General features: G+C 60.2%; 11 protein-coding genes. 7 read left to right on the top strand and 4 right to left on the bottom strand.

Translation table 11 applies throughout. From position 1 onward, the window contains the following. From lepA to lptF, 3 genes are all read right to left on the bottom strand, one after another. Positions 1 to 1,800: a translation elongation factor 4 gene (gene lepA, locus A7K61_RS18020; RefSeq protein WP_003188853.1), complete on the bottom strand. Its 1,800-nt coding sequence runs from the start codon at positions 1,798 to 1,800 to the stop codon at positions 1 to 3. Positions 1,801 to 2,057: 257 nt separating this feature from the next. Beyond that, positions 2,058 to 3,137, bottom strand: coding sequence for an LPS export ABC transporter permease LptG (lptG, locus tag A7K61_RS18015; protein ID WP_044272060.1), 1,080 nt, complete (start codon positions 3,135 to 3,137; stop codon positions 2,058 to 2,060). Continuing rightward, complete coding sequence (gene lptF, locus A7K61_RS18010; protein ID WP_003188848.1) at positions 3,130 to 4,248, bottom strand: LPS export ABC transporter permease LptF; 1,119 nt, start codon at positions 4,246 to 4,248, stop codon at positions 3,130 to 3,132. Before lptF ends, lptG begins: the two co-directional genes overlap by 8 nt. Positions 4,249 to 4,532: 284 nt before the next feature. Here lptF and A7K61_RS18005 point away from each other — a divergent pair, with 284 nt between their 5' ends. The 5 genes from A7K61_RS18005 to rlmF all read left to right on the top strand — a co-directional run bounded on the left by A7K61_RS18005 (position 4,533) and on the right by rlmF (position 11,304). Beyond that, positions 4,533 to 6,023 carry a leucyl aminopeptidase gene (locus A7K61_RS18005; protein WP_069558073.1) on the top strand — a complete coding sequence of 497 codons (1,491 nt, stop codon included), beginning with the start codon at positions 4,533 to 4,535 and terminating at the stop codon, positions 6,021 to 6,023. A 147-nt stretch (positions 6,024 to 6,170) separates the two neighbouring features. Continuing rightward, the gene (locus tag A7K61_RS18000; RefSeq protein WP_003188845.1) at positions 6,171 to 6,599 is read left to right on the top strand and encodes a DNA polymerase III subunit chi; all 429 of its coding nucleotides are present in this window, start codon (positions 6,171 to 6,173) and stop codon (positions 6,597 to 6,599) included. Positions 6,600 to 6,606: 7 nt separating this feature from the next. After that, positions 6,607 to 6,987, top strand: coding sequence for a DNA polymerase III subunit chi (locus tag A7K61_RS17995; RefSeq protein WP_069558072.1), 381 nt, complete (start codon positions 6,607 to 6,609; stop codon positions 6,985 to 6,987). Positions 6,988 to 7,201: 214 nt separating this feature from the next. Further along, the gene (locus A7K61_RS17990) at positions 7,202 to 10,048 is read left to right on the top strand and encodes a valine--tRNA ligase (protein WP_044272053.1); all 2,847 of its coding nucleotides are present in this window, start codon (positions 7,202 to 7,204) and stop codon (positions 10,046 to 10,048) included. Between the two features lie 239 nt (positions 10,049 to 10,287). Beyond that, complete coding sequence (rlmF, locus tag A7K61_RS17985) at positions 10,288 to 11,304, top strand: 23S rRNA (adenine(1618)-N(6))-methyltransferase RlmF (protein ID WP_069558071.1); 1,017 nt, start codon at positions 10,288 to 10,290, stop codon at positions 11,302 to 11,304. Positions 11,305 to 11,383: 79 nt separating this feature from the next. Here rlmF and A7K61_RS17980 read toward each other — a convergent pair whose 3' ends face one another. After that, positions 11,384 to 11,665: an HU family DNA-binding protein gene (locus A7K61_RS17980; RefSeq protein WP_003188840.1), complete on the bottom strand. Its 282-nt coding sequence runs from the start codon at positions 11,663 to 11,665 to the stop codon at positions 11,384 to 11,386. 397 nt (positions 11,666 to 12,062) lie between these two features. Between A7K61_RS17980 and yejK the strand changes: the two genes are divergently transcribed. Together yejK and A7K61_RS17970 are read left to right on the top strand one after the other, a co-directional pair. Beyond that, positions 12,063 to 13,067 carry a nucleoid-associated protein YejK gene (gene yejK / locus A7K61_RS17975; protein WP_032893412.1) on the top strand — a complete coding sequence of 335 codons (1,005 nt, stop codon included), beginning with the start codon at positions 12,063 to 12,065 and terminating at the stop codon, positions 13,065 to 13,067. Continuing rightward, positions 13,067 to 13,417 carry a glutaredoxin family protein gene (locus tag A7K61_RS17970; RefSeq protein WP_069558070.1) on the top strand — a complete coding sequence of 117 codons (351 nt, stop codon included), beginning with the start codon at positions 13,067 to 13,069 and terminating at the stop codon, positions 13,415 to 13,417. Before yejK ends, A7K61_RS17970 begins: the two co-directional genes overlap by 1 nt. Positions 13,418 to 13,510: the final 93 nt, after the last annotated feature.

The raw sequence follows: 13,510 nt of genomic DNA, 5'->3' as shown, positions 1-13,510 counted from the left end.
CTAACTATCCAACCTGAGCACCGCAAGGAAGGCTTCTTGTGGAACTTCCACGTTGCCTACTTGCTTCATGCGTTTTTTACCGGCCTTTTGCTTCTCAAGCAGCTTGCGCTTACGGCTTACGTCACCGCCGTAGCATTTGGCCAGTACGTTCTTTCTGAGAGCCTTGACGGAAGTCCGTGCAATGATCTGCCCGCCAATGGCGGCCTGGATCGCGACGTCGAACATCTGGCGCGGAATCAGTTCTTTCATCTTCTCGGTCAGTTGGCGACCTTTGTAGTGCGCGTTGTCCTTGTGCACGATCAGTGCCAAGGCATCTACCTTGTCGCCGTTGATCAGCACGTCCAGTTTCACCAGATTAGCCGATTGGTAACGATCGAAATGGTAGTCCAGCGAAGCATAGCCGCGACTGGTGGACTTGAGACGGTCGAAGAAGTCCAGGACCACTTCGTTCATCGGCATATCGTAGGTCACTTGTACCTGGGTACCGAGGAACAGCATGTCGCGCTGCACGCCACGCTTTTCGATGCACAGGGTAATGACGTTGCCCAAGTGTTCCTGCGGCACCAGGATATTGGCCCGCACGATCGGCTCGCGCATGTCTTCGATGGCCGACAGGTCCGGGAGCTTGGACGGGTTGTCGACGTAAATCGTTTCACCGGTTTTGAGCAGCAACTCAAAAATAACGGTTGGCGCGGTGGTGATCAGGTCCAGGTCGTATTCGCGCTCAAGGCGCTCCTGGATGATCTCCATGTGCAGCATGCCCAGGAACCCGCAACGGAAGCCGAAGCCCAGGGCGTCGGAACTTTCCGGGGTGTACTGCAACGACGAGTCGTTGAGGGTCAGTTTTTGCAGGGCTTCGCGGAAGTCTTCGAAGTCATCGGAGCTGACCGGGAACAGGCCGGCGTAGACCTGGGGCTGGATGCGTTTGAAGCCGGGCAGCACGTCGACGTCTGGCGTGGAGCTCAGGGTCAGGGTGTCACCCACTGGCGCACCGTGAATGTCCTTGATGCCGGCGATGATGAAGCCTACTTCACCGGCTTTCAGATCAACGGTAGCGGTGTGTTTCGGGTTGAATACACCGACGCTGTCCACCAGGTGGATCTTGCCGGTGGACTTGACCAGGATCTTGTCGCCCTTCTTCACACGGCCATGGCGCACGCGAACCAGGGAAACAACGCCCAGGTAGTTGTCGAACCAGGAGTCGATGATCAACGCTTGCAGCGGATCTTCGTAGTTGCCGGTCGGCGCAGGAATGGTGTGCACCAGGCGCTCGAGCACTTCGTCCACACCCAGGCCGGTCTTGGCGCTGCAGGTAACGGCGTCGGTGGCGTCGATGCCGATGATCTTCTCGATCTCTTCCTTGACGCGCTCAGGCTCGGCCTGGGGCAGGTCGATCTTGTTGAGCACGGGCATGACTTCCAGGCCCTGCTCGATCGCGGTGTAGCAGTTGGCAACCGACTGTGCCTCGACGCCCTGGCCGGCATCGACCACCAGCAACGCACCTTCACAGGCCGCCAGCGAGCGGCTGACTTCGTAGGTGAAGTCAACGTGGCCAGGGGTGTCAATGAAGTTCAGTTGGTAAGTGATGCCGTCTTTGGCCTTGTAGTACAGCGTGACGCTGTGGGCCTTGATGGTGATCCCGCGCTCGCGTTCGAGGTCCATGGAATCCAGTACCTGGGCTTCCATTTCACGCTCGGCAAGGCCGCCGCACATCTGGATAAATCGATCGGCCAGCGTCGACTTGCCATGGTCAATGTGGGCGATGATGGAGAAATTGCGGATATGACTCAAATCACTCACGGATCAACACTCAAAAAGGCTGCAGGCAGATTGCCCGCTGAAAAATAGCCGGGAATTGTACCTGATGCTCAGGCCAGACGTCATCTTTGCTGACCAATACAAAAAAGCCCCGTTTCCACGGGGCTTGTTACTGTAGGAGCGAGCTCGCTCGCGAAAATCGCCAACGATAACGCGCTTATTCTGGATAAACGCGGCGTTTCGCAGATTTTCGCGAGCAAGCTCGCTCCTACAGGGAGGGGCATTATGCGAGCGCGGGCTCAACCGGCCCGGCGCAGCAGCCAGAACCCGGCCACGGCGCAAATGGCCGTGGGCACCAGCACCGCAAACAGCGGCGAGAAGCCGAATACCAGGCTCGACGGCCCGAGCAAGTCCTGGGCAATGCGGAAGGTGAAGCCCACCAGCACACCGGTAAATACCCGCTGGCCCAGGGTCACGGAACGCAATGGCCCGAAAATGAAGGAGATCGCCATCAACACCAAGGCGGCGGTAACCACTGGCTGCAAGACTTTCACCCAGAACGCCAGCCAGTAACGGCCATTGTTCAAACCCTGATCCTTGAGATAGTGGATATAGCTCCACAAACCGGAGATAGGCAGGGCTTCCGGCACCATCACCACGGTATTGAGCAATTCCGGCTTGAGGGCGATATCCCACTGTTCGGTCGGCACATTCACCACTTCGGTGCTGGACTGGGTGCCCTGGCCCACGTTACGAAAGTGCGTGGTGGTGACGTCGCTCAGTTGCCATTGCTCGCCACTGTACTGCGCGCGCTTGGCGAAGCTGGACGACAACATGTGGCGCTCTTTGTCGAAGGTGTAGCGGGTCACCCCGATCAACAGGCCACCCGGTTGCACGGCGTTGATGTGGATGAACTCGTCACCCTGGCGGTGCCACAGGCCGTGCTTGGCGCTTTGCGCATCGCCCGAACCCTGGGCCAGGGCGCGATTGGCCTGGGCGGTGGCTTCGGCCGGTGGCGCGACGTATTCACCGATCAGCACGCTGCACGCCATCAGCAGCAGCATCGGTTTCATCACCGCCCAGACGATACGGCCGATGGACACCCCGGCGGCGCGCATGATGGTCAGCTCGCTGTTGCTGGCCAGGGTACCCAGGCCGATCAGGCAGCCAATCAGCGCGGCCATTGGCATCATGTCGTAAAGACGACGCGGCGCGGTCAGTGCCACGTAGCTCAGCACGTCCGTGACCGTGTAGGTGTCGGTGACGTTGCCCACTTCATCAATGAAGGCGAACAGCAAGGCCAGGCCAAGGATGATGCCCAGTACCGCCAGGATGGCGATCAGTACGCTAATGCCGATGTAGCGATCAAGCTTAGCCACGAGCCAACTCCTTCAGGCCACGACGGCTCTTCATTTTCAAACGGATAGGTTCCCAATAGAGCAGCCCCAGACCGATCATCAGGAAAACCCCGTGCACCCACCACAGGCCCAGGGCCGGCGGCAGCTTGCCCTTCTCCAGGGAACCACGGGCAGAAATCAGGATGGTCAGGTAGGCCATATACAGCAGAATCGCCGGCAGCAACTTGAGGAAACGCCCCTGGCGCGGGTTGACGCGCGACAGCGGCACGGCCATCAGGGTCACGATAAACACCAGCAGCGGCAGGGACAGGCGCCATTGCAACTCGGCGATGGAGCGCAATTCCGGGCTGCCGAACAGCGATGAGGTGGGCAACGCGTCGCGGTCGGTCACCTCGTCACTGATCTCGGCCTTGGGCAGCATGACGCCATAGGTGTCGTACTTGATCGCGCGATAGTCCGCCAGGCCTGGGCTGCCGTCGTAGCGGTAGCCGTTTTCCAGGATCAGGTAGCGGTTGCCATCGGGGCGGATTTCCTGGCGCCCGCTGTCGGCCACCAGAATGGTAATGCCACGGTCTTTCTGGTTCTGGCCGAGGTTCTTCTGGGAAATGAACACGCCGCCCAGGTTGGAGCGGTCGTCGGTCATGGTTTCGGTGTAGGTCACCCGTGAACCGTCGCTGAGCGCCTGGAAGCGACCGGGCTCGAGGGTGTCGAACTCCGTCATCGCATCCTGCTTGTTCAGCAGCAACTGGAATTGCATGGCCCCCTGGGGCGCCAGGCTCATGCTCAACCAGGCCACCACCAGGGCGACACCGGCGGCAGGCACCATGGTCATGGCCAGCAGACGCTGCTGGCTCATGCCGGTGGCCGACAGCACAGTCATCTCACTTTCCAGGTACAGCCGGCCATAGGCCAGCAATATGCCGAGGAACAGGCCCAGCGGCAGGATCAACTGGAGCATGCCGGGCATCCGGTAGCCCATGATCAGGAACAGTGAGCCCGGATCCAGGGCGCCAGCGGCGGCTTGGGCCAGGAACTTGACGAAACGACCACTCATGATGATGACCAGCAACACCGCACTCACGGCACTCAGGGTCAACAGGACTTCGCGGGACAGATAACGGAAGACAATCAAACCAGACACTCCAGGGTTGTCAGGCTAAGGCGGCCAAACAAGCAAGCATACCGAGTCGACCCGTTTACCACGGGCCGGCTAAAAAGATGGCGCATTATCCTGTGATTGACCGCGCCTGTCACGGAGCTTACTCATGCGCACGCACAAAGCGTGCGCCAAGGGTTGTCAGGCTCCGCTGGCGAGGTTCAAACTGCGGCCTTTGTCGCTGGCGGTTTACAACGCTGCCGAGCTTTAAAGCCGGAGTACAAGCTCCCGGCTCACAGACCTTGATAAGGGACCCGAAAATGGAATTGGTTGTAAAAAGCGTTAGCCCCGAAACGTTGAAAACCGCCACCCTCGTGGTCGCTGTCGGCGAAGGCCGCACACTCGGCGTCGCCGCCAAGCAACTGGATGAACTGAGCGGCGGCGCTATCAGCGCCGTGCTCAAGCGCGGCGACCTGGCCGGCAAAGTCGGCCAGAGCCTGCTGCTGCAGAGCCTGCCCAACCTTAAGGCCGAGCGCGTTTTGCTGGTGGGCGTGGGCAAGGATGCCGAACTGGGCGACCGTCCGTTTCGCAAGATCGTCAGCGGCATCCTCACCACCCTCAAGGGCCTGGGCGGCAGCGATGCGGTGCTGGCACTCGATGAAATCGTGGTCAAGGGCCGCGACAGCTACGGCAAGACCCGCCTGCTGGCCGAGTCGCTGGTAGACGGCGGCTATATTTTCGACCAGTTCAAGAGCCAGAAAGCCGAACCCCGCGCCCTGAAGAAAATCACCCTGCTGACCATCAAGGCTGCCCAAGCTGAAGTCCAGCGCGCCGTCACCCACGCCCAGGCCATCGCTAACGGCATGTCGTTCACTCGCGACCTGGGCAACCTGCCGCCGAACATCTGCCACCCGACATTCCTGGGCGAACAGGCCAAGGCATTGGGCAAAGAGTTCAAGGGCTTGAAGGTTGAAGTGCTGGACGAGAAGAAGATCAAGGACCTTGGCATGGGCTCGTTCTATGCCGTGGGCCAGGGCAGCGACCAACCGCCACGCCTGATCGTGATGCAATACAACGGCGGCAAGAAGTCCGAGAAGCCTTACGTCTTGGTGGGTAAAGGCATCACTTTCGACACCGGCGGCATCAGCCTCAAGCCGGGCGCCGGCATGGACGAAATGAAGTACGACATGGGCGGTGCCGCCAGCGTGTTCGGTACCTTGCGTGCGGTGCTTGAGCTCAAGCTGCCGATCAACCTGGTGTGCATCCTGGCCTGTGCCGAGAACATGCCGAGCGGCGGTGCTGCGCGCCCGGGCGATATCGTCACCACCATGAGCGGCCAGACTGTGGAGATCCTCAACACCGACGCCGAAGGCCGTCTGGTGCTGTGCGACGCCCTCTCCTACGCCGAGCGCTTCAAGCCCCAGGCCGTGATCGACATCGCCACTCTGACCGGTGCCTGCATCGTGGCCCTGGGCTCCCACACCTCAGGCCTGCTGGGCAACAACGACGAACTGATCGAGCAACTGCTCAGCGCTGGCAAGGCTGCCGACGACCGCGCCTGGCAACTGCCGCTGTTCGATGAGTACCAGGAACAGCTCGACAGCCCGTTCGCTGACATCGCCAACATCGGTGGCCCGAAAGCCGGCACCATCACCGCGGCCTGCTTCTTGTCGCGCTTTGCCAAGAACTTCAACTGGGCTCACCTGGACATCGCCGGCACGGCCTGGACCAGCGGCGGCAAGGACAAGGGCGCCACTGGCCGTCCGGTACCCCTGCTGACCCAATACCTGCTGGATCGCGCCAAAGCTTAAGCGGCCCCGGCCCTTCTGTAGGAGCGAGCTTGCTCGCGAAGATCGCCTTTGACAACGCGTTCATTCTGGATGAACGCGGTGTCCTCTGGTTTTTCGCGAGCAAGCTCGCTTCTACAGGGGGTAATCAGGTCAGCCCCAGGATTTCCAATGCCCCAAGTCGACTTCTATATATTGCCCAGCGCCGATCCCCTCGCCCGCCTGGACTTTGCCTGCAAACTCACCGAAAAAGCCTGGCGCATGGGCCACCGCATCTACCTGCATTGCAGCGATGCCGCCCAACGTGACGAACTCGATGCCCGCCTGTGGCGCTTCAAGGGCGAGAGCTTCGTGCCCCACGGCCCCGCCGAATCCGAACCCGAAAGCCTGGTTGTGCTGGGTTTGGGGGATAATTGCGGCGATCACCATGATTTGCTGGTCAACCTCGACCTGAAAGTACCGGCCTTTGCCCAAGCGTTCGCCCGTGTGGCGGAAGTGGTGGTCGAAGACCCGGCTATTCGTCAGGCCGCGCGGGAGAGTTTCCGTTTCTACCGTGAACAGGGCTATCCTCTGCAAGATCACCGGCTACAACGACTTTGAGTACATGATGGACACTCCCAACCCGCTGAAAAAAGACGACCACCTGCTGGATGACCTGGAGTCGATCCGTCAGTTGCTGGGTGATGACAACCTGCAACCGCCGCTGCTGACCGACACGGTCGAGGGCGAGGGCGAGGTACAGATTCCGCTGTTGTTCGACATGGTCGGCGGCAAGCCTGCCGCCCCTGCTCCTGTGGTTGCAGAACCCGCTCCCGCCGCCGAAAAAGCCCCGGACGCGCTGTTGCTGCACCTGGACAACGAACTGCGCGCCGCTGCGCAATTGATCATGCAGGATGTGATCGATGACTTTGCGCCGCATATCGAGGCTGAGATCAAGCGTCGGATGGATGCGCGGATGGAGCGGTTGCTAAGCCAATACCAGAATTGAACCAGTCAAATATCCCTTGTGGGAGCGGGCTTGCTCGCGAAAGCGGTGTGACAGTCAACAAAAGTACTGGCTGACATACCGCTTTCGCGAGCAAGCCCGCTCCCACATTTGTCATGTGTATGACTCAAGCCCAGCCTTCACCTCGCCCTACGCCCTATCCCCCGTTATACTTGCCGGCTTTCCTGAATAAATGCCAACTAGGGTCCCGCCGCGCATGGATAAGACCTATCAGCCCCACGCTATCGAAACTTCCTGGTACAACACCTGGGAGTCCGAGAACTATTTCGCCCCACAAGGTGCGGGCGACTCGTACACCATCATGATTCCGCCACCGAACGTCACTGGCAGCCTGCACATGGGCCATGGCTTCAACAATGCGATCATGGATGCGTTGATCCGCTTCCGCCGCATGCAGGGTCGCGACACCCTGTGGCAACCGGGCACCGACCACGCCGGTATCGCCACCCAGATGCTGGTGGAACGCCAACTGGAAGCCACCGGCCAGAACCGTCACGACCTGGGTCGCGAGAAATTCCTGGAGAAAGTCTGGGAATGGAAGGACCAGTCCGGCGGCAATATCAGCCGTCAGATCCGTCGCCTGGGTTCGTCCGTAGACTGGAGCCGCGAGCGCTTCACCATGGACGACGGCCTGTCCGAAGCCGTAAAAGAAGCCTTCGTGCGCCTGCATGAAGACGGCCTGATCTACCGCGGCAAGCGTCTGGTCAACTGGGACACTAAGTTGCACACGGCGATTTCCGACCTCGAAGTGGAAAACCACGACGAGAAAGGCTTCCTGTGGAACCTCAAGTATCCGCTGGCCGATGGCGCCAAGACCGCCGAGGGCAACGATTACCTGATCGTTGCCACCACCCGTCCGGAAACCATGCTCGGCGATGCCGCCGTCGCTGTTAACCCGAACGACGAGCGCTACCAGGCGCTGATCGGCAAGTTCGTCGAACTGCCGTTGGTTGGCCGCCGTATCCCGATCATCGCGGACGACTATTGCGACCCTGAATTCGGCACCGGCTGCGTGAAGATCACCCCGGCCCACGATTTCAACGACTATGAAGTCGGCAAGCGCCACAACCTGCCGCTGCTGAACATCTTCGACAAAAATGCCGCCGTATTGCCGGCCTGCCAGGTGTTCAACCTGGACGGCTCGCTCAACGACAGCATCGACGGCAAGATCCCGGCCGAATATGCCGGCCTCGACCGTTTTGAAGCGCGCAAGCAGATCGTTGCCGCCTTCGACGCCGCCGGTTTGCTGGTCAGCGTCGACGACCACGGCCTCAAAGTGCCCAAGGGCGACCGCTCCGGCACCGTGATCGAGCCGTGGCTGACCGACCAGTGGTACGTGTCCACCAAGCCGCTGGCCGAACCAGCGATTGCTGCCGTGGAAGATGGCCGCATCCAGTTCGTGCCTAAACAGTACGAAAACATGTACTTCTCGTGGATGCGCGACATCCAGGACTGGTGCATCAGCCGTCAGCTGTGGTGGGGCCACCGTATTCCGGCCTGGTACGACGAATCGGGCAAGGTCTATGTAGGCCGCGACGAAGCCGAAGTGCGCGCCAAGCACAACCTCGGCGCGGACATCGCGCTGCAACAGGACAACGACGTACTGGACACCTGGTTCAGTTCAGGCCTGTGGACCTTCTCTACCCTGGGCTGGCCGCAGCAGACCGAGTTCCTGAAGAAATTCCACTCCACCGACGTGCTGGTCACCGGCTTCGACATCATTTTCTTCTGGGTTGCCCGGATGATCATGCTCACCATGCACCTGGTGAAGAACGAAGACGGCACCCCGCAGGTACCGTTCAAGACCGTGTACGTACACGGCCTGGTACGCGATGGTCAGGGCCAAAAGATGTCCAAGTCCAAGGGCAACGTCCTGGACCCACTGGATATCATCGACGGTATCGACCTGGAAACCCTGGTGCAGAAACGCACCTCGGGCCTGATGCAGCCGAAACTGGCGAAAAAGATCGAGAAGCAGACCCGCGACGAGTTCGCCGACGGCATCGCCAGCTACGGCACCGACGCCCTGCGCTTCACCTTCTGCTCGCTGGCCTCCACCGGTCGCGACATCAAGTTCGACATGGGCCGCGTCGAAGGCTATCGCAACTTCTGCAACAAGATCTGGAACGCGGCGCGCTACGTGCTGGACAAAGGCGAAGACTGCGGCCAGAACGGCGAAGCCGTTGAACTGAGCCTGGCGGATCGCTGGATCATCTCGCAGTTGCAGCGCACCGAAGCCGAAGTGACCCGCCAGCTCGACCAGTTCCGTTTCGATCTGGCCGCCCAGGCCCTGTACGAGTTCATCTGGAACCAGTATTGCGACTGGTACCTGGAACTGTCCAAGCCGGTGCTGTGGGACGAAAACGCGCCGGTCGAGCGCCAGCGCGGCACCCGTCGCACCCTGGTGCGCGTGCTGGAAGTGGCGTTGCGCCTGGCGCACCCGTTCATGCCGTTCATCACCGAAGAAATCTGGCAGCGCCTGGCGCCGCTGGCCGGTATCGAAGGCAAGACCATCATGCTGCAACCTTGGCCGGTGGCCAACGAAGCGCGCATCGATGAGGCCGCCGAAAGCGATATCGAATGGCTCAAGACCCTGATGCTCGGCACGCGCAACATCCGCGCCGAGATGAACATCGGGCCGGGCAAGCCGTTGGCCGTGTTCGTCAAGAACGCCAGTGCCGAAGATCAGCGTCGCCTCAGCGAGAACGATGCGCTGCTCAAGAAGCTGGCCAAGCTGGAGTCGATCACCATATTGGCTGCCGGTGCCGAAGCACCGCTGTCCGCCACTGCGTTGGTGGGCGACATGGAAGTGCTGGTGCCAATGGCCGGCCTGATCGACAAGGGCGCCGAACTTGCTCGTCTCGACAAGGAAATCGCGCGTCTGCAAGGCGAAGTGCAACGAGTGGGCGGCAAGCTGTCCAACGCGGCGTTCGTCGACAAGGCGCCGGCTGAAGTGATCGAGAAAGAACGCGCCAAGTTGGCCGAGGCAGAACAAGCCTTGGGCAAGCTGGCGGAGCAACATGCGCGGATTTCCAGCCTGTAAGGCTGGCGCCGTGTGAAAAAAGAGACCTTCGGGTCTCTTTTTTTGTCCAGCAAAACGACACCATTTCCGACTCTGAACCCTATCCCTGTGGGAGCTGGCTTGCCTGCGATAGCATCACCTCGGTCTGCCTGATACACCCAGTCGCCTGCATCGCAGGCAAGCCAGCTCCCACATTTGACCGAGTTGTCCTCGGGAATGTGTGACAATGCCCACCACATTGAGCCAACACCAGAATCATCATGACCGCCCCCACTACGCCCAAACCACCGCGCAAGAAGCCTAAAACCGCCGCCACGGCCAAACCCGTCGCGCCGCGCAAAGAGGCCACCCTGCACCCGCGCAACCGCCACACGGGCCGTTACGACTTCCCGGCGCTGATCAAGACCACGCCTGAACTGGCCAAATTCGTGATCATCAATCCCTACGGCAAAGAGAGCATCGACTTCGCCAGCCCGGATGCGGTGCGGGTGTTCAACCGGGCGTTGCTCAAGTCGTTCTATGGCATCCAGCATTGGGATATCCCGGCGGACTATCTATGCCCGCCGGTACCGGGGCGTGCCGACTATGTGCATTTCCTCGCCGACCTGCTGGCCAGCGTCAACGACGGTAAGATCCCGCGCGGGTCGATCGTCAAGGTGCTGGACGTCGGCATGGGCGCCAACTGCGTCTACCCGCTGATTGGCTATATGGAGTACCGCTGGAACTTCCTCGGCTCGGAGGTCGACCCGATCGCCGTGTCCGCTGCCAAGGCCATCGTGCAATCCAACGACCTGAGCAAGGTCATCCAACTGCGCCAGCAACCCAACCCCAAGCAGATCCTGTTGGGCCTGCTGGAGCCGGGTGAGCGCTTTGACCTTACGATGTGCAACCCGCCCTTCCATGCGTCCATGGACGAAGCCACCAAAGGCAGCGAGCGCAAGTGGCGCGCCTTGGGCAAGGCCGACCCGAAACGCAAGTTGCCGGTGCTTAACTTTGGTGGTCAATCGGCCGAACTGTGGTGTGAGGGCGGCGAGGCGCGGTTTGTGACGCAGTTGATCGCCGAAAGCGCGCACTTTGCGCATAAAGTGCTGTGGTTCAGCACCCTGGTGTCCAAAGCCTCCAACTTGCCGGCGATCGAAACGGCGCTGAAAAAAGCCGGTGTTCTGGAAAGCCAGGTGGTGGAGATGTCCCAGGGGCAAAAGCAGAGCCGCTTCGTGGCCTGGACGTTCCAGACCAAGAACGAGCAGCAGATCTGGCGCCAGCGCTGGATTCGATAAGCCCGCCACACAATAAAATCGCAGGCAATAAAAAACCGTGCCCGGATCACTCCGAAGCACGGTTTTTTTTTGCTGCGTCTTACTTGTTAACAGCGTCGGTCAGGCCTTTAGCCACAACCAGCTTGATAACTTTCTTGGCAGCGATTTCGATGGCAGCGCCAGTCGAAGGGTTACGGCCAGTACGGGCAGGACGCTCGGTCACTTTCAGTTTGCCAACGCCTGGCAGAGTGATTTCGCCGCCATTTTCCAGCTGATCAGCAACAACTTGGCTCAGTTGGTCCAGCAGAGCACGCACGGTAGTTTTCGGTGCGTCTACTGCTTCAGCCAGGTCAGCGATCAGTTGGTCTTTAGTAATAGCCATTGTGGTGTTCCTTCCCTATCAAATTCATATGGATTGCAGAGTGCAGTGTCAGCCGTCGAGCCCGACCGTCATGGCCTGGCATCCCCGGCCATAACCACGGAGATCGGGGTTATAGATGCTTGAAACGGGGATTGGTTCGACCTGACAAATGCTGAATGCACGCTTAACGCCGAGACTTGGCGTAAGACGGGGCAAAACTAGCACAGAGACGGGGAAATATCCGCCTCAACATACCCATTTGGTCAGCTTTATCGCTCTAAACCGTGAAAAAAAGGCATATGGCCAGTCGGAGGGCGTGCAAAATGCCGTTCGGGGCACGTCTTGACCAATGGGTGCGGTACACTGGGCGACTTTTCGGGGAGGCCAACCGCTCCCCCTTCAACCAGCCGAGAAGCCTATGCCGATCCGTCATTGCATCGTCCACCTGATCGACAAAAAACCCGACGGCACACCCGCAGTTCTTCACGCCCGCGACACGGAACTGGCCGAGTCCGCCGCCATCGAGAACATGCTTGCCGACCTCAACGAGAGCTACAACGCCAAACAAGGCAAGGCCTGGGGTTTCTTCCATGCCGAGTCCGGCGCGCACCCGTTCAGTGGCTGGTTGAAGGACTACTTTGACGGTGGCCAGGACTTCACCACCTTCAGCCGCACGGCGGTTGAGCACCTGCAAAAGCTGATGGAGGAATCCAACCTCTCCACCGGCGGCCACGTGCTGTTTGCCCACTATCAGCAAGGCATGACCGACTACCTGGCCATCGCCCTGCTGCACCACAGCGAAGGCGTGGCGGTGACCGACGAGCTGGACGTGACGCCCTCGCGCCACCTGGACCTGGGCCAGTTGCACCTGGCGGCGCGTATCAACGTCTCCGAGTGGCAGAACAACAAGCAGTCCAAGCAGTACATCTCCTTCATCAAAGGCAAGAACGGCAAGAAGGTCTCGGAGTATTTCCGCGACTTTATCGGCTGCCAGGAAGGCGTCGACGGCCCAGGCGAAACCCGCACCCTGCTCAAGGCGTTCAGTGACTTCGTCGAAAGCGAAGACCTGCCCGACGAGTCCGCCCGCGAGAAAACCAAGACCCTGGTGGACTACGCCAGCAGCCAGGCCAAGCTCGGCGAACCCATGGGCCTGGAAGAGCTCTCCGGGCTGATCGATGAAGACCGGCCAAAAGCCTTCTACGACCACATCCGCAACAAGGATTACGGCCTGTCGCCGGAGATTCCGGCCGATAAACGCACCCTCAACCAGTTCCGCCGCTTCACCGGGCGTGCTGAGGGCTTGTCCATCAGCTTTGAAGCGCACCTGCTGGGCGACAAGATCGAGTATGACGAAGCCGCCGGCACCTTGATCATCAAGGGCCTGCCGACCCAACTGACCGACCAGCTCAAGCGCCGTAACTGATGCTGGGCGGGGTGCTCAAGAAAGTCCTGCTGGTGTTGCTGGTGGTGGTTGCGATCCAGAACTGGGGCAAGGTGGAGCGGCTGTTCAACCCGTCCCAGGTGGCACCGGAGCAGGTACGCGCCTCTGCACGGGTGGTGCTCTACGCCACCGAGTGGTGTGGGTACTGCAAGCAGATCCGGCGTTTTCTGGACCAGAAAGGTATCCCGTACCAGGCCGTCGATATCGAGAAGGACGCCCAGGCGCGCAAGGCGTATGAGGCGCTGGGCGGTGGTGGGATTCCGTTTGTGGATGTAAACGGCACCTTGATTCGCGACTACAACCCTGAAGCGATCATGGCCGCCCTGAAGTAACACAATCAAATGTGGGAGCTGGCTTGCCTGCGATGACGGCCTTCCAGCCGACACAGCTATACCGAGTACATATCCATTCCTGCGGTAACGGCC

Source organism: Pseudomonas sp. AP42 (genome assembly GCF_001728935.1).
GTDB classification, from domain to species: domain Bacteria; phylum Pseudomonadota; class Gammaproteobacteria; order Pseudomonadales; family Pseudomonadaceae; genus Aquipseudomonas; species Aquipseudomonas lactis.
Note: the sequence above shows the minus strand (reverse complement) of the source record. Positions and strands in the feature narration are given on the sequence as shown.